Genomic DNA, 21729 nt, shown 5'->3' with positions numbered 1-21729 from the left:
TGCTTGCTTAATTTAAGCGTTTTCCCTGCGTTTTTTAAAATAATTGAAGGCAATAATAATAACTACCAGAATAAGGAAGTATGGTAAATAGGAGGTAGGGGGCGCATCACCTTTTACAGTAGTGAAAACACGATCCCACCTAATTTTATTAAAGAATCCCTGGGCGTTGGCATCCCAGCTCATCCAAACAAAAACAGGTTTTCCTACCACATGATTTTCCGGTACAAATCCCCAGGTTCGGCTGTCTTCACTATTATGACGGTTATCACCCATCATCCAATAATAATTCTGTTTAAAAGTATAGGAATTTGTGGGTTGGCCGTTTAATAAAACCTGAGTTCCGTTTAGACTTAATGTATTATTTATGCCCATTTCGCTACCTTCATAAGTTTCTATAACACGCTTATAGAATGGCATCGATTCAGCTGTAAGATCTACTTTAACACCTTCCTTTGGGATATAAATTGGTCCCATATGATCGTTGTTCCAACTAAGTTTTCCATCGTTGGGAAAAATACTTCGGTCTTTGGATCCTAAAGAATCAGAATATCTTTGGATGCTGGTAACGTTTGGATGATTTTTAATTCTGTTGTAAGCCGCTTCGGTTAAAGCATTTATATAAAATTGATTGGTGTTAGGATTGTGATAATAACCATCGGTAATATCATATTCTTCATATAAATACCTGGGATTAAAACCCTGTCCATTGGTTGTTCCATAATAAGTGTACTGCGGCTTGGCACGGCCGGGAAGTTGAAGTGGTTCATTATTAATAAATACCTTTCCTTCGCTTACCTGTAGCGAATCTCCCGGAAGTCCAACTGCACGTTTTACATAGTTAGATTTCTTATCTATTGGTTTGTAATAATATTTACCATCACCATATTGCTGAAAAGCGTTTACCGTATCTACGGGCCAGTTAAAAACTACAATATCATTGCGTTCAATTTCCTCAAAACCCGGTAATCTCAAATAAGGGATTTGTGGTTCGGTTAAGTAAGATTTTACGCCTAAAACAGGAATAGTATCATGCACCATAGGGAAAGCTACCGCGGTTCTTGGTAGCCTTGCTCCGTAATGAAATTTACTAACAAATAAAAAATCTCCAACTAATAAGGTTTTTTCCAAGGAAGAAGTTGGGATGGTAAAGGGTTGCATCACATAGGTATGCACAATTGTAGCTGCAATTACTGCAAAGAGTATAGAGCTTATCCATTCTCCGGCGGCCGTTCTAGGTTTTAGGCTTCGGTCTTCAATATACTTTACGTTGGTTGCGTAGTTTATGTAATAAATATAAAAGCCGAGTGTAAAAATAGCTAAAAGTGTATCGGTAGTACTGTGGCGACCATAACTTCTAATGGTTTCAACCCAAATTACCGGGAACATGATTAGGTTTACAATAGGAATAAAAAGAAGGATTACCCACCACCATGGCCGGTTTATAATCTTCATTAGTATAACTGCATTATAAACGGGAATTGCGGCTTCCCAGGCTTGTCTTCCGGCTTTTTTATAAAGTTTCCAGGTGCCAGCAAAGTGAACAACCTGAACTAGCAGAAAAAACAGAAACCATTGTGTGAACGTCATAATTTTTATTCTTTGCTTATTAGTAACAATACTTAGAAATTGTTACTTACCTCGGGATTAATATTTTCGTAAACTTAATGTCTTGTAATGAGTTCACTTTCCATTTTACTTAATTTGATCTGAAAGTACGTCTTTCATACTGAAAATACCTTTCTTCTCCTTGATCCATTCAGCGGCCACTACAGCACCAAGTGCAAAACCTTCTCTTGATTTGGCGGTATGCATAATTTCTATGGTATCTATTTGAGATTTGTAAGAAACGCTGTGAGTGCCGGGAACATTTTCAATTCTTTTTGCTTTAATGGGAATTTCATCTGCTTCGGCGTGATCCAGTTGCCAGTTATTCTTTTGGTCGTTTTCAGTAATAATTTGCTGAGCAAGGCTTATGGCAGTGCCACTTGGCGCGTCTTGTTTTTGCGTATGATGAATTTCTTCAATTTCTACTGCATAATCTTTCATGCCATTCATGATTTTTGCCAGCTTTCTATTTAGCTCAAAGAAAAGGTTAACACCTACACTAAAATTTGAAGCATAGATAAAGGCAGCGTCTTCTTTTTTACAGATTTCTACGGCTTTTTCATAATCATCTAGCCATCCTGTGGTGCCGCAAACCACCGGAATATTATTTTTGAAACAAGTAGTGATGTTTTTAAAAGCTGCTTTAGGAATACTAAAATCTATAGCAACATCTATATCCATTTTGTCTATCTCGAAAGTGTCAATGTCTTCTTCCAGCTTCAAAACAATTTCGTGTCCACGGTTTATTGCTATTTCCTCAATGGTCTTACCCATTTTTCCGTATCCTAATAGTGCTATTCTCATTTCTATTTTTTAAAGCTATTTGTTATCTATTTTAATCTAAAACCTATAATTCAGTGAGACTCCATATTTAGACTTTCCGGTAAAATTATCAAATTCCATATTAGGTTTTAGGCTTAAGTCTTCACTAACATTAAATTGTTGTAAGTGGGCATCTACATTGGCATCTATAATGTTTAAAACATAGAATCCTGCGATTACCAATATCGATATTTCTTTATTTCTACGGTAAAACTCCTGCGCTCTAATGAGAGCGTCTGTACTAATTCTATCTCCAAATTCATCTTCTTTTCCAGCCAACCTATCTTTGTAGGCATCTCTATACCTATTCCATTCTTTATCGTTGTTGATATAGAAATAAACTCCGGTACCAATTCCTGCATAAACGAGCGGGATTTTCCAGTACCTTCCATTATAGGCCTGACCCAAACCGGGCAGTATAGCTGAATAAAAAGCAGCTTTGGCCGGTGCCAGTGCATTATAAGGCTTGTAATCTTTTTCTTTTGTAATAGTATCAAGTACTTCAGGGTTTTCAATCCTTAAAGAATCTTCCTGAGCTGTAAGTTTGAAAACAAACAACAGAAAAAAGAGAAATGATAAAACCCGATTAGTCTTCACCCTGAATAAGTTTTTTTAGTCGAATAAAATCTTCTTCGGAAGAAAATGGAATACTGAGTTTTCCGCTTCCTTTTTTAGTGACTTTAACATCTACCTTTGTTCCCAGGTATTCTGAAAATTCTTTGATTCCCTTTTTATAAGAAGTAGGAACTGAAGCTGATTTTTTAGTGGTTTTTGAAGCTTTTGTGCCTTCATTTACTTCGCGTACCAATTGCTCGGTTTCTCTTACCGATAATGATTTTTGAAGTATTTTCTCGTAAATCTCCAGTTGTTTTTGCGGGTCGCTAACATTTATAAGCGCACGGCCATGTCCCATACTCATAAATCCATCTCGCATTCCCGTTTGAATAATAGGATCCAGTTTTAGAAGTCGTAAATAATTGGCTATAGTAGAACGGTTTTTACCAATGCGTTCACTTAATTGTTCCTGGGTAAGGTTTATCTCGTCTATTAAACGCTGGTAGGAAAGCGAAATCTCAATTGGATCTAGATCCTGGCGCTGAATATTTTCAACCAAAGCCATTTCTAAAGATTCCTGGTCGTTAGCAATCCTTATATATGCAGGAATTGTTTTTAAACCCACCAATTTTGAAGCGCGATAACGGCGTTCTCCCGAAACCAACTGATATTTATCGAAATCCAGTTTTCTTACTGTAATTGGTTGAATTACACCTAGTTCTTTAATAGAAGAGGCTAGCTCTTTAAGGCTGTCTTCATTAAAACTGGTTCTTGGCTGAAATGGATTTACTTCTACAGAATCTAAATCTAATTCTACAATATGCCCAACCAATTTATCGGCATTTTTATCTTCTGCAGATTGTATATCGTTTTGTGGATCTTTCAATAGAGCCGAGAGTCCACGTCCTAAAGCTTGTTTTTTGGTCGCCTTCGCCATCTTCTACGAGTTTTTCTTTATAATTTCATGTGCCAGGCTCAAATAATTGCTGGCTCCTTTACTGCCCGCGTCATAGTTAATAATACTTTCACCATAACTTGGGGCTTCACTTAAACGTACATTTCTTTGAATGATTGTATCAAAAACCATTTCACCAAAATGCTTCTGTACTTCTTCTACAACCTGGTTAGATAATCTTAAACGGGAATCGTACATAGTGAGTAACAAACCTTCAATATCTAGTTTGTTATTATGAATTTTCTGAACGCTTTTAATAGTATTCAATAATTTCCCTAAACCTTCCAGCGCAAAATATTCACACTGTATTGGGATAACCACAGAATCTGAAGCGGTCAAAGCATTTAATGTTAATAAACCCAGGGAAGGGGCACAGTCAATTAGAATAAAATCGTAAAGCTCTTTTAGCGGAGTAATCGCTTTTTTAAGCATAGACTCCCTTGCATCTTGATCTACCAACTCAATTTCTATAGCTACAAGATCTATATGTGCAGGAATAATATCAAGATTTGGAGAGCTTGTTTTTTGAATACAATCTGCAGGTGCAATAGATTGTTCAAAAAGTTGGTAAGTACCTAACTCAACCTCCTCCACGTCAATTCCGAGTCCGGAAGTGGCGTTTGCCTGTGGGTCTGCATCTATTAACAATACTTTCTTTTCAAGTACTCCAAGCGAAGCGGCCAGGTTTACCGAGGTAGTGGTTTTGCCCACTCCTCCCTTTTGGTTTGCAATAGCAATGATTTTACCCATTAAGTCTTTATGATTTTTGAAGGGTAAAAATACAATTTATTACAGGTTTATAAAATCATTTTGTTAACAGCTTATACATAAAAAACCGATTGTTGCCATATATGCTTAACAATCGGTTTTAATTTAAAAATGTTACTAGCAAAGAATTTAAGTTCTGCCCCTTTTTAACTTCCTTTTTTCGATTTAATCATGGCCTCTAATTGATCCCACATTTCCTCGGGAATTGCTTCCAGTAAATTGAATTGCCCGGCACCTTTAAGCCATTCTCCACCATCTATGGTAATTACTTCGCCATTCACATAAGCTGAAAAATCTGAAACCAAATAAGCGGCAAGATTTGCTAATTCCTGGTGTTCACCAACACGTTTTAGTGGAACTTTTTTGGCAAGATCAAATTTATCTTTTAAATCTCCCGGCAATAATCTATCCCAGGCACCTTTGGTAGGGAAGGGGCCGGGTGCAATTGCATTGAACCTAATACCGTATTTGGCCCATTCTACCGCTAAAGAACGCGTCATAGCTAAAACTCCGGCTTTGGCAGTAGCACTTGGCACTACATAAGCAGAACCTGTCCATGCGTAAGTGGTTACAATATTAAGTACTGTTTTATCTTTTTGTTTTGTGTCTATCCAATGTTTTCCAAGCGCCATTGTACAGTTTTTACTTCCTTTAAGCACAATATCAATAATAGTATCAAAAGCGTTTGTGCTTAATCTTTCAGTTGGAGAAATAAAGTTTCCTGCAGCATTGTTTAATAATACATCCACGCTTCCAAATTCTTTTAGAACTTCATCACGCATGTTTTCTACCTGTTCGTAATGTCTAACATCGCATTGAACCGCAAAACATTTACCTCCGGTTTCATTTTCAAGTTCTTTGGCGGTGTTTTGAAGTTTTTCCAGGTTTCTGGAAGTGATAGCTACATTAGCTCCAAGTTCCATAAAGTATTTGGTCATTGCTTTCCCTAGGCCACTTCCTCCGCCGGTTACGATAATGGTTTTGCCTTTTAAAGCATCGTCCCGAAGCATTTTTTTAGTAAAATCCATAATTTTTTTAGTTATCGGTTTTCAGTAATCTGTTGTCAGTTGTGGTTTTGTACCTGTTTAAATTAGGCTAGCGTATTTTTAGAAATTCGCCAGGTTTCCTTCGTTATTAGTGGTTATTTATTTCGTTAAGTCTAAGTCATGGCAATTGCTTTTACTCGATAATCGAGATTTAATGCTCCGAGGCTTGCCTCGAAATCAAATTATATTTTTCAATATTAATGCTTCGTGAGCTTGCTCCGAAGTAGTTTACTTAAAAATTTAACCACCACGTAAGATACATTATAAAATATTCAATTAAACTAAAGCTTTTGAAAAGCTTACTGCAAACTGCCGTTGCTCAGTTGTTTTACTCTTCTATTAAAATTCCCAAAAGTTGAATAGCAGCATCACTTATTTTTGTTCCCGGTCCAAAAACGGCAACAGCGCCGGCATCAAATAAATATTGATAATCTTGCGACGGAATTACCCCGCCCACAATTACCATAATATCCTCTCTTCCTAATTTCTTTAATTCTTCCAGAACCTGCGGAACCAGAGTTTTGTGTCCTGCTGCTAAAGAGGAAACTCCAAGAATATGTACATCGTTTTCTACAGCTTGTTTTGCTGCTTCTTTGGGCGTTTGAAAAAGTGGTCCAATATCTACATCAAAACCAAGATCGGCATAACCGGTGGCTACTACTTTGGCGCCACGATCGTGACCATCCTGACCCATTTTTGCGATCATAATTCGGGGTCTTCTTCCGTCTTGTTCTGCAAATTTATCGGCCAGTTTCCTGGCTTTTTTAAACGAAGTGTTTTCTTTCATTTCTTTAGAATATACACCGCTAAAGGTTTGTACTTTAGCTTTATGCCTGCCGTAAACTTCTTCCAGTGCATCGCTAATTTCACCTAAAGTTGCGCGATGTCTTGCGGCCTCAACGGCTAAACTAAGCAAATTCCCGTTTTCTTTTTCGGCACAATCTGTAAGATCTTTTAAGGCTTTTTGTACTTTTTCGGTATTTCTTTCGGCTTTTATTTCCTCCAGGCGTTCTACCTGTTGTTTTCTTACGGTCTGGTTATCTACTTCTAAAGTAACCAGCTCATCTTCTTTTTCTAGTCGGTATTTGTTGGTGCCTACAATAATATCGGTTTCACTATCTATCCTGGCCTGTTTTTTAGCTGCCGCTTCTTCAATGCGCATTTTTGGAATTCCTTCTTCAATAGCTTTAGTCATTCCGCCTAATTCTTCAACTTCTTCTATGAGTTTCCAGGCTTTTTCAGCAATTTCGTCGGTAAGTTTTTCTACATAATAACTACCGGCCCACGGATCTACCGTTTTGGTGATCTTTGTTTCCTGTTGAAGGTGCAACTGTGTGTTTCTCGCTATTCTTGCTGAAAAATCTGTAGGTAGCGCAATGGCTTCATCTAAAGCATTGGTATGTAAACTTTGAGTTCCACCAAAGGCTGCCGCTGCTGCTTCGATACAGGTTCTAGCTACATTATTAAAAGGATCCTGTTCGGTTAAACTCCATCCACTGGTTTGCGAATGTGTTCTAAGGGAAAGTGATTTTGCATTTTTTGGGTTGAATTGCTTTACGAGTTTTGCCCATAGCATTCTTGCAGCTCTCATTTTAGCAATTTCCATAAAATGGTTCATTCCAATTCCCCAGAAAAATGAAAGTCGCGGTGCAAAACTATCTATATCCATCCCGGCTTCCAGGCCTTTTCTAATGTATTCCAATCCGTCAGCTAAGGTGTATGCAAGTTCAATATCACAGGTAGCACCGGCTTCCTGCATATGATATCCCGAAATACTTATGCTGTTGAATTTCGGCATTTTTTGCGAAGAATATTCAAAAATATCTGAAATGATCTTCATTGAAGGAGTAGGAGGGTAGATATATGTATTCCTCACCATAAACTCCTTTAAAATATCATTTTGAATCGTACCCGAGAGTTGTTCGGGTTTTACGCCTTGTTCTTCGGCTGCTACAATATAAAAGGCTAAAATTGGTAAAACCGCACCATTCATTGTCATAGAAACCGACATTTTATCAAGCGGAATTTGATCAAAAAGGATCTTCATATCTTCAACCGAATCTATGGCTACACCGGCTTTTCCAACATCGCCAAATACACGTTCGTGATCGCTGTCGTACCCACGGTGGGTAGGAAGATCAAAAGCTACTGAAAGTCCTTTTTGACCTGCAGCGAGGTTTCTTCGGTAAAAGGCATTGCTTTCTTCGGCGGTAGAAAATCCTGCATATTGACGAATTGTCCAGGGGCGGCTAACATACATCGTGCTATAGGGTCCGCGTAAATATGGAGGTATTCCGGCAGCGAAATTTAAATGTTTTAAATCTTTAATATCTTCTTTTGAATAAGAAGGCTGTAAATTTATCTCTTCCGGGGTTTTATAGATGTTATTTTCACCTTTTTTTTGCCGTTTTCCAAGTGCTGGAGCTGTAAGTTTTATATGTTGAAGATCTTTTCTTTGCATTGCTCTTTTTTTAATTAATCGGCCTTCTCCTGGTTAATTCTTTCCTGCTCAATTTGCTCACTTAAACGTCTTTCCAGGATAGGTTCAATTAAAGTTTTACGCGGATTTTGCTTTAAAAATGGATACAATTCCAGTTCATCTTTCATTCTGTCCTGTGGATTTTGGAATTTATTGGTACCAATTAATATCAATTCTCCATTATCAAATTGCTCCTGTTCTTTTTTAGCGCTTTCTTTAATTTTTCGTTGAATTACTCCTTCCTTTAATTGCTTTAAAAAACCATCGCCTCTTTCAATCTCTTTAAAAATATCTAAAGCCATTTCCGCAAATTGTTTGGTGAGGCTTTCAATATAATAAGCACCTTCGGCAGCATTAGCAACCTTGTCCAGGTAAGCCTCGTGTTTCATCACCAATAATTGGTTACGGGCAATCCTGTCTCCAAATTCGTTGTTTTTATGATAGATTGTATCATAAGGCATATTGTAAACGGTATCTGAGCCGCCTAAAACTGCGCTCATACTTTCAGTTGTGGTTCTAAGAAGATTTACATTAAAATCGTAAAGTGTTTTATTTCTTTTAGTGGGTTGCGCGAGGATATGGCAGGTTTCTGAAAGATTATATTCTGAAGCTAAAGTAGCGTAAAGCCACCTTAGGGCTTTAATTTTAGCAATTTCGAAGAAATAGTTTGGCCCGGATGCGATTAAAAATTGCGGTTGAAAATTCTCGAAATTCGGGTTTTTCTGAAAAAGGTTCAGGTATTCGTTAACGTGCGCCAGGGCATAAGCCAACTGCTGCGGAATATTAGCACCGGCGTTTTGATATAAGCTGGTATCTACACTTATTACTGATTTGAAATTTTCGGAATTGGAAAAAATACTTTCAAGGATTTCGTGATCTTTTTGAAGGTTTTGAAACCAGTTTCCGGAACGGGCAAGGTTTCCTATAATATCAAATTGAAGAAAAATCTGATGTTCTTTTCCTTTTAAAAATGCCCGCAAACGTTTGAAATAATCTTCAGAAAAAAAGCTGAAACATAAGTAAATAATAGTTTTTTCCAGTTCTATACCTTTAAGTAAACTTTCAATAGAGATATCTTCATTTGGGATTATAAACCAAAGGCTTTCGGTTCCTTTTTTTAGGATTTCATTAGCGCGTTTGTTGCTTTTTTCAGCAGAAACCACATATAATCTTTCGCAGATGTTCCAGTTTTTTGGCGAAGGTGTTTTTATGCTGTCTTGAATATCTTCAGCATTATAAAAGGGTTTTATATTAATTCCATCAAGGGATTTATACACGAGTTTCTCGTTATAATCGGCTCCCTTTAGATCAAATTGTATTTTTTGTTTCCATTCTTTTGCAGAAACTTCGTCAAATTCCTGAAATAATGAGTTTTTCATTGTGTGATTTTTCTGAAAATTAATACCCGATTATTCCTTAATAGTATCATATTCAATTATGAATATTTCTTCATCGGGACGTTTCATATAATATTGTTGACGCGCAAATTTTTCCATTTCTACTGAATCCTGAAGCTGCTCAATAGTAGCTTTATCTTTAGAAATTTCATTTTTATAATACTGCCGGTTTTCTTCAAGTTCGTCTATCTCCTGATTGAGTTCATTATGAATTAACCAGGAATTACTATCAAGAAAAAGCATCCAACCACCAAAAATAAGTATCAGCAAAACATATTTATTGCTGATAACCTTAAACCATTTTTTGTTTCTTAATTCTTTTAAATTCAAATCTTCTAACTTCAGTAACTAATTAAGACTATTTGGTAAGTTTTAATGCTTTACCGGCTATTGGAATAAAGATACAAAATTAGGCCAAGCGATCCTTGATTATGGTCTGTACAATATCAACAGCTACGGTATTATACCTGTTGGTAGGAATTATAAGATCGGCAAATTCTTTGGTAGGTTCTATAAACTGCTGGTGCATTGGTTTAAGCGTGGTTTGATAACGCCATAAAACTTCATCTAAATCGCGTCCACGTTCAGAAATATCTCTTTTAAGTCGGCGGATTAAACGCTCATCACTATCAGCATGCACAAAGATCTTGATATCAAACATCTCCCTAATATCTGGATGTGCAAAAATCAAGATACCTTCTACAATAACCACTTTCCTGGGTTGAGTTTCCAGTGTTTCTTTAGTACGGTTGTGCTCTGTGAAGGAATAAACAGGCTGCTGAATAGTGTTACCTGCTTTAAGTTCTTTTAAATGTTCTACCAGGAGATCAAAATCTATAGATTTTGGATGGTCAAAATTGGTTTTAACCCGTTCTTCTTTAGCTAAATGACTTAGATCTTTATAGTAGGAATCTTGAGAAATAACATCTACCTCCTCATTCTTTAATTCGTCTATAATTTGTCTTACCACCGTAGTTTTTCCACTTCCGGTTCCACCTGTAATTCCTATAATGAGCATCTAAAAAAATTTGGGGCAAATTTAAACATTTGCCCCAAATTAGAAATAAATATGATGTTTTAATTCTTAAGACTTGATCTTAGGAATTATAAATTATTCTGTTTCTTCAAGCGGTAACACTTTAACTATTCCTGTTCCTTCTGCCGCTACATAAATAAATCCATCCGGGCCTTGTTGAACATCTCTCATTCTTCCTAGACCTTCAAGTAATTTCTCTCTCTTGGTCACTTCGCCACTTTCCATAGCTAAATGTTCCAGGTATTGAAATTTTAGCGACCCCACTAATAGGTTTCCTTTTAGCTCAGGATATTTATCTGAAGTCACTTTTTCAAATCCACTAGGAGCAATAGAAGGAACCCAGTAGGTAAGAGGGTTCTGAAACTCCGGTCCGGTTCGTTCTTCGGTAATCGTGGTGCCATCATAATTTTCACCGTAGGTTACTACCGGCCAACCGTAATTTTTTCCGGCTTTGACGATGTTTATCTCATCACCACCTTTTGGGCCGTGCTCGTTTACCCATACTTCACCGGTTTCTTCGTTGAAAATCATTCCCTGCGGATTTCTGTGTCCGTAAGAATAAATAGCTTCTTTCGCGTTTTCCTCTCCAACAAAAGGATTGTCTGAAGGTACGCTTCCGTCTAAATTAAGTCGGTATACCTTCCCGCCGTCTCTTGTAATATCCTGCGGATTCACATCTCTATTTCCTCTATCTCCAATAGTAAAAAATAAATGACCTTCGCCGTCAAAAACAATTCGTGATCCAAAATGTTGACCTTTTGTTGAGTTGGGTTTTCCTTTATAAAGATCTTCACGATTGGTTAATTCATTATTTTCCAGTTTAGCGCGCATTAAGGCAGTATTTCCACCTTCGCCTTCGCCCTCATCAGATGAGTAGGTAATATAAACCCAGTTGTTGTTTTCAAAATCGGGGTGAAGGGCAATATCCAATAAGCCACCCTGTCCCTGGTTATAGATCTTTGGAGCACCAGAGATCGCTACTTTTTCTCCATTTTTAAAATGATAAATGTCTCCACCTTTTTCAGTAACGAGTATGCTGGCATCAGGTAAGAAATCAAAACCCCAAGGGATACTCATATCTCCAATCACTACCTCGTGTTCATATTCTCTATCTGGAGAAACTGCTTCCGGCTGTTTTTCGGGTACCGGGTTGCTATCTTGATCGCTGGTTTCAGTCTTTTCTTGAACTTCAGCTTTTTCATCTGATTTCTGATTTTCTCCACAAGCGGAAAAAGTAAAAATCAGGCTTAATAATAATAGAATTCGCTTCATAATGTATTTTTTGTGTTTGGCTTAGCCTGTATTATTGGCAAGTTTTCAACTAAGATATAAAAAATCTAAAGTTTTTCTTGTAGAGTGATAAGTTTTCTTATATTTGCACCCGCTTTGCAGGACAATAATGACTGCAGGTTGAAATTTTGAAGTTGAAACGATAGCAATTGCTATTGAATTTCGGGGTGTAGCGTAGCCCGGTTATCGCGCCTGCTTTGGGAGCAGGAGGCCGCAGGTTCGAATCCTGCCACCCCGACGAAATAAAAAGCCTTTCATTTAAAAATGAAAGGCTTTTTTTATGCACTAGATTTTCTTCACTATTTAGAATTCAATTACTCAGTAATTAAATTAAAGGCTCCTTTAGTTAAAAACTGAGTATCCTGATTAAAATCAGCGCTGTTTTTAATGATTGTAAACCCATTAAAAGTATCTTCCGGTAGAACTTCCCGACGTTTAAAAATATAGTTACTATCAGTTTTTGTGTCTAATACTAATACATAACTAGTATTATCCAGGGAAACGATGCTTTCTGCAGGGAGGGCTTTTGCTTTTCTTTTTTCGGTAATGATCTCGGCTTCTACAAACATCCCGGTGGCAAAACTGTTCTTTTTCTGCTCGTCCTTAAAATGTCCATGTACTTTCACTGTTCTTTTTTGTTCATTTATAGAAGTTCCTACCAGGTGTACTTTCCCTTCAATAGTATCGGTATTGGCTTCAGGAATAATAAATTTGATATCCTGTCCTTTTTTCAGTTTCATTATATCTTTTTCAAAGACGTTCAACTCAATATGCATATGGTTACGATCTATGATTTGCATCAGCTCATCGGCGGCAGAAACGTACATTCCATTATTGATCTTCATTTCGGTAATACTACCTGTAATAGGGGCATAAATACGTATTGTTGAAGTTATATTTCCATTTTCAACCGCCTCAGGACTTAAATTGAGCATTTGCAATTTTTTACGAAGTGCCCGGTATTTTGACAGGTTACGTTTGTATTCGCTTTCGGCTTTGAGAAAATTTCTTTCAGAAGTGATTTTTTCTTCAAGAAGTGTTTTCTGTCTTTGGTATTCAGATTTTAAATAATTCATTTGCTCCATTGCATCCAGGTAATCCTGCTGCATTTGCACATAATCTGGGTTTTCCAGGCTTACCAAAAATTGACCTTTCTTAACTTCGTCGCCTATTAGCAAAGGAGTTTTTCTCACGTATCCGTCGGCAAAAGAACTAACCATTGCTTTATTTTCTGGCGGCACGTCTATCATTCCGGTTGTTTCAATGCTTACCGGGAAGCTGTTTTCTTCCATTTTCCCTAATTCCATATCGTTGCCTTCAAATTGCGGAAAGCTTAATTGTATTTCACCATCGCTGGAATTAGTAGCCGATTCCTCACTATTTTCTTTCTCTGAATCTCCGCAAGAAGACATAAAAAGCACGGCAAAAAGTATAAATATGTATTTCAAAATATTGGTCATGAGATCAGCTTATAAGGTTAAGTAATTTATCTGAAGTACGGTTTGGTTATACGCATTCAGGTTTTCGTAATATAAAAGAATGATATTATAGGAGTTTTCAAGACTTTGTATATATTCAAAAAAATCTATCTCCCCATTCTTATAGCTTAAATTTGCTGTTTTAATAATTTCTTCAGAAAGGCCTTTTCCTTCATTTTCATAATAGGAAAGCGCTTGCTGATGCTTATCTAGTTGTTGAAGAAGTTGCTTGTATTCTGAATTCAATCTTACTTCATAATCTGTAGTTTCCTGCTCGGCCGCCTGTCTCGCGATATTTGCGGCTTTTATTTTTGAAGAATTCCCGAAGAATAACAGTGGTATATGAACCCCAACCTGATAGCCTTTTAAGGGAGTATCTATAACATCATTATTAAATTGAAAGTAACTCAAACTGATATCGGGTAGCATTTTTTGTTTTTCCAGTCCAGCCTGGGCCTTAAAATAATCATCGCGGTTTTTGTAGAATTCCAAACCGGGATTACCTTGAATTCCTAAGCTTTTAATCGTTAACTTTTCTATTGGAACCTTTTTAATAATAATTTTCTGTTCAGTATTTATTAATGGTTTCAGTTTTTCATAAGAAATACCAAGCTCATTCTGCGCCTGTTTTAATTCAGTTTCCAGCTGCTTTTGTTTGGAACGTGCGGTAATTTTTTCCAGGTAATTAGTTTCGCCCAGTTCAAACCTTCTTTTAGCGGCATAAGCAAATTTTTGATATAAACTATCCAGATCTTCATAAACAGTAATCCTGGCTTTTTCATACTGAATTTGATAATATACTTGAGCTACTTTCTGTTCCAGGTTCAATTTCTTAAGCCTAAAAGTGCTTTGCTCTTGTCTAAAGCCCGTTTTGTAGACTTTTTTTCGCGCAAAGTATACTGTGGGAAAATTAAAAAACTGACTTACTCCTAAAACATCAAGAGATTGGTCGCCTGCACGGTTACTTTCGTCTTTTCCAAAATAGCCTTCTGTTTTGTCAAAAGTAAAGGCGCTTCCAATAAGTGCATCGGCTTCATCAACCCTAAGAGCAGAGGCCTGGAGTCCAAAATTATTTTCAAATGCTATTTTCTTTAATTCCTCTACATCCTCAATGGCAGTATGTTTAGTTTCCTGAGAAAAACCTGAAAAACTAACCAATAATAAAAGGATAGTTAAAGGCTTAACACGAAGTTGTTCTTTAGTCTTTCCCTTATTCTTTTTCTCTTTATTGAAGATGGAATATATTACCGGTAAGACGATTAATGTAAGCAGGGTAGAGGTGATCAATCCGCCAATTACAACTGTGGCAAGCGGCCGCTGTACTTCGGCACCGGCACCGGTTGATACTGCCATTGGTAAAAAGCCCAGAGCTGCGGCAGATGCCGTTAACAATACGGCACGTAATCTATCCTGGGCTCCATTTATAATGAGGCTGTCGTTATTTTCCATTCCTTTATCCCGTAATTCTTTAAAATGTTCAATAAGCACTATTCCGTTTAATACTGCAATACCAAACAGGGCGATAAACCCAACTCCTGCCGAGATACTAAATGGCATTCCGCGTATCCACAATAATAGAATTCCTCCTACTGCAGCTAAAGGAATAGCCGAAAATATCATTAGGGCTTCTCTAAAAGTTCCAAAAGCAAAATACAACAGTATGAAAATAAGTACCAGTGCGATTGGAACGGCAATTTTTAGGCGTGAGGTGGCGCTTTGCAAATTCTCAAATTGCCCGCCATAGGTAATGCTATATCCCGGAGGTAAGCTAATATTTGTATCTACAATTTGCTTGATCTTATTTACAACGGTTTGTAAATCGCTATCTCTCACATTCACTCCCACAACAATACGTCTTTGTGTATTATCTCTGGAAATTTTGGCCGCTGCTTTTTGATAAGTAATGTCTGCCAGTTCGCTAAGTGGCACTTTTTCTCCTGAAGGCGTATCTACATAAAGATTTTTTAAATTCGAAATATCCTGGCGCCTGTCTTTTTGAAATCTTAGAACCATATCGAAACGTTTTTCACCTTCAAATACACTTCCCATAGTCGCTCCTGAAAAGCCCATGGTGATAATTTTATTCAGTTCTGCTATATTAAGACCATAGCGAGCTATCTTTTCACGTTTATAGTTTACATTCATTTGTGGAAGACCTACAATTTTTTCAACTACAATATCTGAAGCTCCTTCAACGTCTGTGATAAGATTTTTGATCTTTTGTGCCTTGGTATTTAATATTTCCAGGTTTTCCCCAAAGATCTTAACGGCAATATCTGCACGTACCCCGGTAATCAATTCATTAAAACGCATTTCTATGGGTTGGGTAAATTCTATTTCCATTCCCGGGATTATAGCTAATGCTTCTTTAAACCTATCTGCAAGCTCATCTTTTGAATCAGCTGAAACCCATTCACTCTTTGGTTTTAGTGAAACAATCACATCGCTTTCTTCCATAGACATCGGGTCGGTAGGTACTTCTGCAGCGCCAATACGGCTTACTACCTGGTCTACTTCAGGAAAGCTGTCCAGTAGTATTTTTTCGATCCTGGTGGTGGTTTCAATCGTTTTACTCAGGGAAGTACCGGTTTTTAGGACAGGTTGAATTACAAAATCACCTTCATCTAATTGCGGAATGAATTCGCCACCCATCCTACTAAAAATAAAGCCTGAAAAAATAAGTAGAATGACCGCCAGGCCAAGTACTAGTTTTTTGTTGCCCAAGGCCCAGTTTATAGATGGTTTATAAATTCGGTTTAAAAATTTGATAAGCCTAACAGATATGTTTTTTTCTGAAGGTTCTTTTGATTTTAGAAATAATGCCGAAGCTACAGGCACATAAGTAAGGCAGAGAATCATAGCTCCAATTAGTGCAAAACTAAAAGTTAGTGCCATGGGCTGAAACATTTTCCCTTCTACACCGCTAAGGGATAGGATAGGTATAAATACAATAAGGATGATCAATTGCCCAAATATGGCTGAATTCATCATTTGCGAAGAGCTATTAAAGCTAATCCTATCCCTCAGGTTTAATGATTCCTGTTTATTTAGGTCTTTATAATCATTTTGCTTTTGGGTCATTTTAAAGGCGGTAAATTCTACGATAATTACCGCGCCGTCTATTATAATTCCAAAATCTATGGCTCCCAAACTCATTAAATTGGCATCAACCCCAAAGATGTACATTAGTGAAAGAGCAAAGAGCAGACACAAAGGAATAACAGAAGCCACTACTAGTCCAGACCGGAGATTTCCGAGCAATAAAACCACTACAAAAATAACGATGAGGCAGCCTAAAATAAGATTCTCTGCAATGGTAAAAGTGGTTCTTCCTATAAGCTCGCTACGATCTAAAAAAGGTTTGATCACCACACCTTCAGGAAGTGTTTCTGAGATATTGGCTACACGATCTTTTACTGCTTTAATAACTTTATTAGAATTTGCACCCTTCAACATCATCACTTGTCCAAGAACGGTTTCGCCTTTTCCATTAGCGGTAATGGCGCCAAAACGAGTGGCCTGTCCAAAACCAACTTCGGCCACATCCCCAATATAAACCGGGGTTGCATTTTTATTTGTAACCACGATATTTCTGATATCATCGAGAGAAGTAACCCGGCCCTGGCCACGAATAAAATAAGCCTGATTTACCTTTTCAATATACCCACCGCCGGCTACGCTATTATTATTCTGAAGTGCAGTGAATAGTTGTGAAATGCTAATATCCATCGCATTCAGCTTTTTCGTGTTAATCGCGACTTCATATTCCTTTACATAACCGCCCCAGGCATTAATTTCTACAACACCATTAATCCCAGATAATTGCCTTTTTACGATCCAGTCTTGAATAGTTCTAAGGTCTTCAGCCGAATAGCGATCTTCGTATCCTGGTTTAGCATCTAAAGTATACTGGTAAATTTCACCTAAACCGGTAGTAATTGGGCCCATTTCAGGTTTTCCGAATCCGTCTGGTATTTTTTCGGAAGCCGATTTTATTTTCTCTGCGATAAGCTGCCTGGGTAAATAGGTACCAAGGTTTTCTTCGAACACAATGGTAACTACAGACAATCCAAATTTAGATACCGATCTAATTTCCTTAACTCCTGGCAAATTGGCCATCTCTAATTCTACAGGGTAAGTTATGTATTGCTCCATATCCTGTGTAGAAAGATTCCTTGAAGTGGTGATTACCTGTACCTGGTTGTTGGTAACATCTGGAACTGCACCCACTGGAATCTGGGATAGGGAATACAATCCAAAACCAATGATAAAGACCGTAAAAAGAAGAATGATTAATTTATGAGAAATACTAAATTTTATAATACGGTCCAGCATAATTTCTAATGTATTTTTTTAAAGCTAATCTGATCTCTCAGTACTGTGGTGCTTTAATGATGTTGCAAAGCTAGTTTGATCGTTCTAAGTCTTTTCTCAAGCCTTCCTTAAGATTGGCTTAAGAATATGATGTTTACAGTAGTACCGTAGCCAAAATTACTTTCCATCTCTATTTTAGCTCCTATGGCATCTGCGCATTTTTTAGCTATGGAAAGGCCTAGTCCATTACCTGCCATTTTTTTGTGATTAAGCGGATCAGACCGGAAAAAGCTATCGTAAATTCTGTTTAGATCTTCTTCTTTGATTCCAATTCCTTCATCTGTGATCTTACAGATAATTTTATCCTTAAGCGTTTTGATCCCAATATTTATGTTTGAATTAGCATTGGAGTATTTAATAGCGTTACCTAAAACATTGTCTATAATTATTTTACTGTAATAGTATAGTCCGTAGGCTTTATCTGAATAAGTGAAATCGGTGTTTATCTTTAAATTCTTCTCCTTTATAATATCCTTAAATTTGGAAATCGATTCATCAATAAGTTTAGGCAGGGAAGTCCATTCGTCGTGCTTTATGTGGTGGTTTGAATTATCTAAACGGGCCAGGAGCAGCAGTTGCTCTAAGGTGGAAGTCATTCGGTCTATTTCGTTTAAACTGTACCTTATTTTTTCTTCATATTCCGCCTGGTTTCTAGGTCTTCTTATTAATACTTCCAGGGTACCCCTAAGTGTAGCAAGCGGAGTTCTTAGTTCGTGTGAGGCATCAGAGGTGAACTGCTTTTCTCTCTCTATTGCATTTTCTATACGTTCCAGGAGGGCATTAAAATTAGTTGAAAGTTCATGAATTTCGTCCTGATTTTGTGGAGTGCTTACCCGTTCGTTGAGGTTGTTCCTGGTAATTCTTGTAATGGTATTACTAATTTCCCTAACAGGCTTAATACTTCTTCCAGCTAAAAAACGCGAAACAAAATATACGCCAATCAAAACAATAAAATAAGAGACTAATAATACATTTCTTAGCTTTGAAATCACTGAAAGAGCAGACTCATAAGACATAGCCGCCAGCATGTATCCTTTTATTTTTCCTTTCCTCTCAATTGGTAATTGAATCTGCCGAATGTTTTTTTGGTTCAACTTTGTATTAAAATGTCCCTCAAATTCTATAGGTTTAAATGAAAGTTTATCCAGCTTCAGGTTTGGTGATTTATCCATTAGATTACCTTGTTTATCCATCAACTGAATAAATACAGGATTAACTTCGCTTTCCCGATGCTCCCGTTCTTCCCATTCTGCTTTATTGGCAAAATAAATTCGTTCTCCGTTAATCACTATTTCTCCCGTATGTTTAGTTGCTTCATAGGAAAGATCGCTGTCAAGATTTTCTAATACAGTATTTTTTACGGTAAAAAAGATAGCACCAAATACCAGGGCCATTAGAGTTGCCGTGGCTACAATGTAATGGTAAGTGATTCTGTTTTTAAAGTTCAGGTTCATGATTCTTTTGCAATATATCCCACTCCGCGAACTGTTTGTATATAATTTTCATCTTTAGCTAATGCCAGTTTTCTTCTTAAAGCATTAATATACACGTCAATGACTCCGGTATTATATTCAAACTGAATATCCCAAACACTTTCTATAATTCGGGTTCGTCTGCACACTTTACCTTTATTCCGCATTAGATATTCGAGCAGCCCAAATTCTTTTTGTGTTAGATGAATTTCTTCTGCACTTTTATGTACCTCGTGTGTTTCAGTATTTAAAGTAATATTGCCTAAAGTAAACAGCGAATGCTCTCCCGATTTTGGCCTAAGTTGTACCTTGATACGCTCTAAAAGTTCTTCAAAATGAAAAGGTTTTTTAATATAATCGTTTGCCCCAGATTGCAAACCAAAAACAGTTTCATCAAGAGTATCTTTTGCGGTGAGAAAAATGATAGGTGTTTCCTGAAATTCTTTTCTGAATTGCCTGCATATTTCAATACCGCTCAAACCCGGCAACATCCAATCTAGAAGTAATAAATCATACTCGCCAGATAAAGCTAGATGAAGGCCTTGTTTTCCTTCCTCGGCAAGATCTACAGCATAAGATTCTTCCTCCAATCCTTGTTTAAGAAATGATGCAATACCCGCTTCGTCTTCTACAATTAGTATTCTCATTATTCAAATGTTCATTAAACTTGTTTAAGTGTAAATTAAAAGCTTCTTAAGATTTGCTTAAAAGTGTTTATCTTTTCTAAAAACGGCATATAAAGAAAGGCTGACTGCTAAATAATATTTTAGCTGACAGTTCTACTAAATTAAGCATTTTAAGGAGGTTTCTTGAGGCTTGAATAGGTTCTTTTTTCACCCTTTTTTAAATAAAAAAAGGGATCTCTCGTAAAGAAAGATCCCTTCTAAATTTAAATGGGAAGCTTTAAGGTTACAATAAAATAATAAACTATTATTTATCTTCCTCTTCGTCTTCCTTTTCTGGAATTTCAACAATGGGTTCGTTGTAATCTGAATCATCATAATCGTCTTCATCAAACTTGGCCATCGTATTTTCCAGGCGTGTACTTACTTTTACCAGGTAAATAGAATCTTCGGTTTTTACTTCAACCGCTTCAATAGTTTCATTTTTTGCATTTTTAAATGAAATTATATGGTCGTCGTCATAGCCATCTGGATACTTTTCCACTAAAAGGCCAAGTATTTCTGGAGTTAGTTTTTTGTAGTCAACAATAATTCTTTTCATAAATAAGTGTTTATGAGGATGTAGTTAGTATGTTTAAAAATAATGTTTTTAAATTATATATCAAGCTTTTTGATAATATTCGAAAGCATTCCAAATTAGCTCGTTAGGCACTTTACAATCTATCACTGTGTTTCCAATATCTTTTAGAAGAACAAAATTTATATTTCCGTGAGAATTCTTTTTGTCGTATTTCATTAAATCTATAATTTGTTGAATATCTTCTTTCGAAAATTCTACCCTATCATAAATATCCAGAATTTTAATTGTGATCTCTTTTAATTTATCTTCAGGAAACTCCTGAAGTTCTTTGGAGAGATAAGTTGCCAGGATCATTCCAATGGCAATTGCTTCCCCGTGAAGTAAAGTAGTTTTTTCTGGATGGGTTAAAAAATATGATTCTATAGCGTGACCAAGGGTGTGACCATAGTTTAATGTTTTTCGTAATCCGTTTTCGTCCGGATCTTCGATAACAACTTTAGATTTTATTTCTACTGATTCTTTAATAATCTCATCCAGGTCATCTAAAGTTAGCCCACTTAAATTAGTAACTTTATTCCAGTAGTTTTCGTTACTAATTAATGCGTGTTTCAAAATTTCGGCCAGCCCGCTTCGCATTTCTGCTTGTGGTAGGGTACTTAGAAATGCAGGGTCTATAATCACCATTTCTGCGTGATTAATAACCCCAATTTGGTTTTTAAGGTTTCCAAGATCAACACCTGTTTTTCCGCCTACAGAAGCGTCTACCATAGCGAGTAAACTTGTAGGAACATTTACATAGCGTATACCCCGTTTAAAGGTTGAAGCTACAAAGCCACCAAGATCGGTTACCACACCGCCACCTAGATTAATGATAAGGCTCTTACGATCTGCATCCAACTCAGAAAGGGCATTCCATATTCCTGTGCAGGTTTCCAGGTTTTTATTTATTTCTCCCGATTCAATTTCCAGAATCTCAATATTTCCCGGAGATTCTAATTTTTGAGAAAAAACAGCCAGGCAATCGCGGTGCGTATTATTATCTACTAAAAGAAATATTTTAGAAGGATTTCCTTCTTTTAAAAAAGTATTTAACTTAAGAAAGCCGTCTTCCTGGAAGTAAACCGGCCCTTTAACTGCACTATGGGACATAGTTTTTTGATGTTTTTAGCATTTGTAATATGGCTTCGAAAATAAGCAGAAATATTCATAATAAAATCAAACTTCAATAATTATATTTGCTGCCATTAAG

17 protein-coding genes and 1 tRNA gene are annotated in these 21729 nt (G+C 36.8%); 1 reads left to right on the top strand and 17 read right to left on the bottom strand.

Annotated features, from left to right (window positions below; all coding sequences use genetic code 11):
* Positions 1–12 precede the first annotated feature (12 nt).
* From lepB to B5X51_RS02490, 11 genes are all read right to left on the bottom strand, one after another.
* Positions 13–1587: a signal peptidase I gene (gene lepB, locus B5X51_RS02540; RefSeq protein ID WP_079719288.1), complete on the bottom strand. Its 1575-nt coding sequence runs from the start codon at positions 1585–1587 to the stop codon at positions 13–15.
* Between the two features lie 105 nt (positions 1588–1692).
* Complete coding sequence (gene dapB / locus B5X51_RS02535) at positions 1693–2409, bottom strand: 4-hydroxy-tetrahydrodipicolinate reductase (RefSeq protein ID WP_079719287.1); 717 nt, start codon at positions 2407–2409, stop codon at positions 1693–1695.
* A gap of 36 nt (positions 2410–2445) precedes the next feature.
* Positions 2446–3024, bottom strand: a complete 579-nt coding sequence (locus tag B5X51_RS02530; RefSeq protein ID WP_079719286.1) for a DUF5683 domain-containing protein — start codon at positions 3022–3024, stop codon at positions 2446–2448.
* Entirely contained in the window at positions 3014–3919 is a 906-nt protein-coding gene (locus B5X51_RS02525; protein ID WP_079719285.1) for a ParB/RepB/Spo0J family partition protein, read from the bottom strand. Before B5X51_RS02525 ends, B5X51_RS02530 begins: the two co-directional genes overlap by 11 nt.
* Positions 3920–3922: 3 nt before the next feature.
* Positions 3923–4687 (bottom strand): ParA family protein, encoded by a 765-nt coding sequence (locus B5X51_RS02520; RefSeq protein ID WP_079719284.1) that lies wholly within the window; start codon positions 4685–4687, stop codon positions 3923–3925.
* Positions 4688–4851: 164 nt separating this feature from the next.
* Positions 4852–5733 carry an SDR family oxidoreductase gene (locus B5X51_RS02515; RefSeq protein ID WP_079719283.1) on the bottom strand — a complete coding sequence of 294 codons (882 nt, stop codon included), beginning with the start codon at positions 5731–5733 and terminating at the stop codon, positions 4852–4854.
* A 346-nt stretch (positions 5734–6079) separates the two neighbouring features.
* Positions 6080–8212, bottom strand: a complete 2133-nt coding sequence (gene scpA / locus B5X51_RS02510) for a methylmalonyl-CoA mutase (protein ID WP_079719282.1) — start codon at positions 8210–8212, stop codon at positions 6080–6082.
* A gap of 14 nt (positions 8213–8226) precedes the next feature.
* Positions 8227–9609 carry a methylmalonyl-CoA mutase subunit beta gene (locus B5X51_RS02505; protein WP_079719281.1) on the bottom strand — a complete coding sequence of 461 codons (1383 nt, stop codon included), beginning with the start codon at positions 9607–9609 and terminating at the stop codon, positions 8227–8229.
* Positions 9610–9639: 30 nt separating this feature from the next.
* The gene (locus tag B5X51_RS02500; RefSeq protein ID WP_079719280.1) at positions 9640–9957 is read right to left on the bottom strand and encodes an FtsB family cell division protein; all 318 of its coding nucleotides are present in this window, start codon (positions 9955–9957) and stop codon (positions 9640–9642) included.
* 79 nt (positions 9958–10036) lie between these two features.
* Positions 10037–10645: a uridine kinase gene (gene udk, locus B5X51_RS02495; RefSeq protein WP_079719279.1), complete on the bottom strand. Its 609-nt coding sequence runs from the start codon at positions 10643–10645 to the stop codon at positions 10037–10039.
* A 93-nt stretch (positions 10646–10738) separates the two neighbouring features.
* Complete coding sequence (locus B5X51_RS02490) at positions 10739–11935, bottom strand: PQQ-dependent sugar dehydrogenase (RefSeq protein WP_079719278.1); 1197 nt, start codon at positions 11933–11935, stop codon at positions 10739–10741.
* A 181-nt stretch (positions 11936–12116) separates the two neighbouring features.
* Here B5X51_RS02490 and B5X51_RS02485 point away from each other — a divergent pair.
* Positions 12117–12191 (top strand) — tRNA-Pro (locus B5X51_RS02485).
* Positions 12192–12267: 76 nt separating this feature from the next.
* Here B5X51_RS02485 and B5X51_RS02480 read toward each other — a convergent pair.
* The 6 genes from B5X51_RS02480 to aroB all read right to left on the bottom strand — a co-directional run bounded on the left by B5X51_RS02480 (position 12268) and on the right by aroB (position 21629).
* Positions 12268–13413, bottom strand: coding sequence for an efflux RND transporter periplasmic adaptor subunit (locus B5X51_RS02480; protein WP_079719277.1), 1146 nt, complete (start codon positions 13411–13413; stop codon positions 12268–12270).
* 9 nt (positions 13414–13422) lie between these two features.
* Complete coding sequence (locus B5X51_RS02475) at positions 13423–17766, bottom strand: CusA/CzcA family heavy metal efflux RND transporter (RefSeq protein WP_079719276.1); 4344 nt, start codon at positions 17764–17766, stop codon at positions 13423–13425.
* Between the two features lie 107 nt (positions 17767–17873).
* Positions 17874–19259: a sensor histidine kinase gene (locus B5X51_RS02470; protein WP_079719275.1), complete on the bottom strand. Its 1386-nt coding sequence runs from the start codon at positions 19257–19259 to the stop codon at positions 17874–17876.
* A complete protein-coding gene (locus B5X51_RS02465; RefSeq protein WP_079719274.1) occupies positions 19256–19924 on the bottom strand; it encodes a response regulator transcription factor in 669 nt (222 codons plus the stop codon). Before B5X51_RS02465 ends, B5X51_RS02470 begins: the two co-directional genes overlap by 4 nt.
* A 283-nt stretch (positions 19925–20207) precedes the next feature.
* Positions 20208–20501, bottom strand: a complete 294-nt coding sequence (locus tag B5X51_RS02460) for a hypothetical protein (RefSeq protein ID WP_079719273.1) — start codon at positions 20499–20501, stop codon at positions 20208–20210.
* Between the two features lie 60 nt (positions 20502–20561).
* On the bottom strand, positions 20562–21629 hold the full coding sequence (gene aroB, locus B5X51_RS02455) for a 3-dehydroquinate synthase (RefSeq protein WP_079719272.1): 1068 nt from the start codon (positions 21627–21629) through the stop codon (positions 20562–20564).
* Positions 21630–21729: the final 100 nt, after the last annotated feature.

This window comes from Salegentibacter holothuriorum (genome assembly GCF_900168045.1).
GTDB lineage: Bacteria > Bacteroidota > Bacteroidia > Flavobacteriales > Flavobacteriaceae > Salegentibacter > Salegentibacter holothuriorum.
This window is presented reverse-complemented; position numbering and strand designations above follow the sequence as displayed.

What these genes read in the sequence shown, in the direction of transcription:
- scpA (WP_079719282.1), bottom strand. Translation starts at nt 8,212, where the DNA reads ATGCAAAGAAAAGATCTTCAACATATAAAACTTACAGCTCCAGCACTT.
- B5X51_RS02505 (WP_079719281.1), bottom strand. Translation starts at nt 9,609, where the DNA reads ATGAAAAACTCATTATTTCAGGAATTTGACGAAGTTTCTGCAAAAGAA.
- B5X51_RS02525 (WP_079719285.1), bottom strand. Translation starts at nt 3,919, where the DNA reads ATGGCGAAGGCGACCAAAAAACAAGCTTTAGGACGTGGACTCTCGGCT.
- B5X51_RS02515 (WP_079719283.1), bottom strand. Translation starts at nt 5,733, where the DNA reads ATGGATTTTACTAAAAAAATGCTTCGGGACGATGCTTTAAAAGGCAAA.
- B5X51_RS02460 (WP_079719273.1), bottom strand. Translation starts at nt 20,501, where the DNA reads ATGAAAAGAATTATTGTTGACTACAAAAAACTAACTCCAGAAATACTT.
- B5X51_RS02490 (WP_079719278.1), bottom strand. Translation starts at nt 11,935, where the DNA reads ATGAAGCGAATTCTATTATTATTAAGCCTGATTTTTACTTTTTCCGCT.
- lepB (WP_079719288.1), bottom strand. Translation starts at nt 1,587, where the DNA reads ATGACGTTCACACAATGGTTTCTGTTTTTTCTGCTAGTTCAGGTTGTT.
- B5X51_RS02480 (WP_079719277.1), bottom strand. Translation starts at nt 13,413, where the DNA reads ATGACCAATATTTTGAAATACATATTTATACTTTTTGCCGTGCTTTTT.
- B5X51_RS02470 (WP_079719275.1), bottom strand. Translation starts at nt 19,259, where the DNA reads ATGAACCTGAACTTTAAAAACAGAATCACTTACCATTACATTGTAGCC.
- B5X51_RS02475 (WP_079719276.1), bottom strand. Translation starts at nt 17,766, where the DNA reads ATGCTGGACCGTATTATAAAATTTAGTATTTCTCATAAATTAATCATT.
- B5X51_RS02465 (WP_079719274.1), bottom strand. Translation starts at nt 19,924, where the DNA reads ATGAGAATACTAATTGTAGAAGACGAAGCGGGTATTGCATCATTTCTT.
- B5X51_RS02520 (WP_079719284.1), bottom strand. Translation starts at nt 4,687, where the DNA reads ATGGGTAAAATCATTGCTATTGCAAACCAAAAGGGAGGAGTGGGCAAA.
- udk (WP_079719279.1), bottom strand. Translation starts at nt 10,645, where the DNA reads ATGCTCATTATAGGAATTACAGGTGGAACCGGAAGTGGAAAAACTACG.
- aroB (WP_079719272.1), bottom strand. Translation starts at nt 21,629, where the DNA reads ATGTCCCATAGTGCAGTTAAAGGGCCGGTTTACTTCCAGGAAGACGGC.
- dapB (WP_079719287.1), bottom strand. Translation starts at nt 2,409, where the DNA reads ATGAGAATAGCACTATTAGGATACGGAAAAATGGGTAAGACCATTGAG.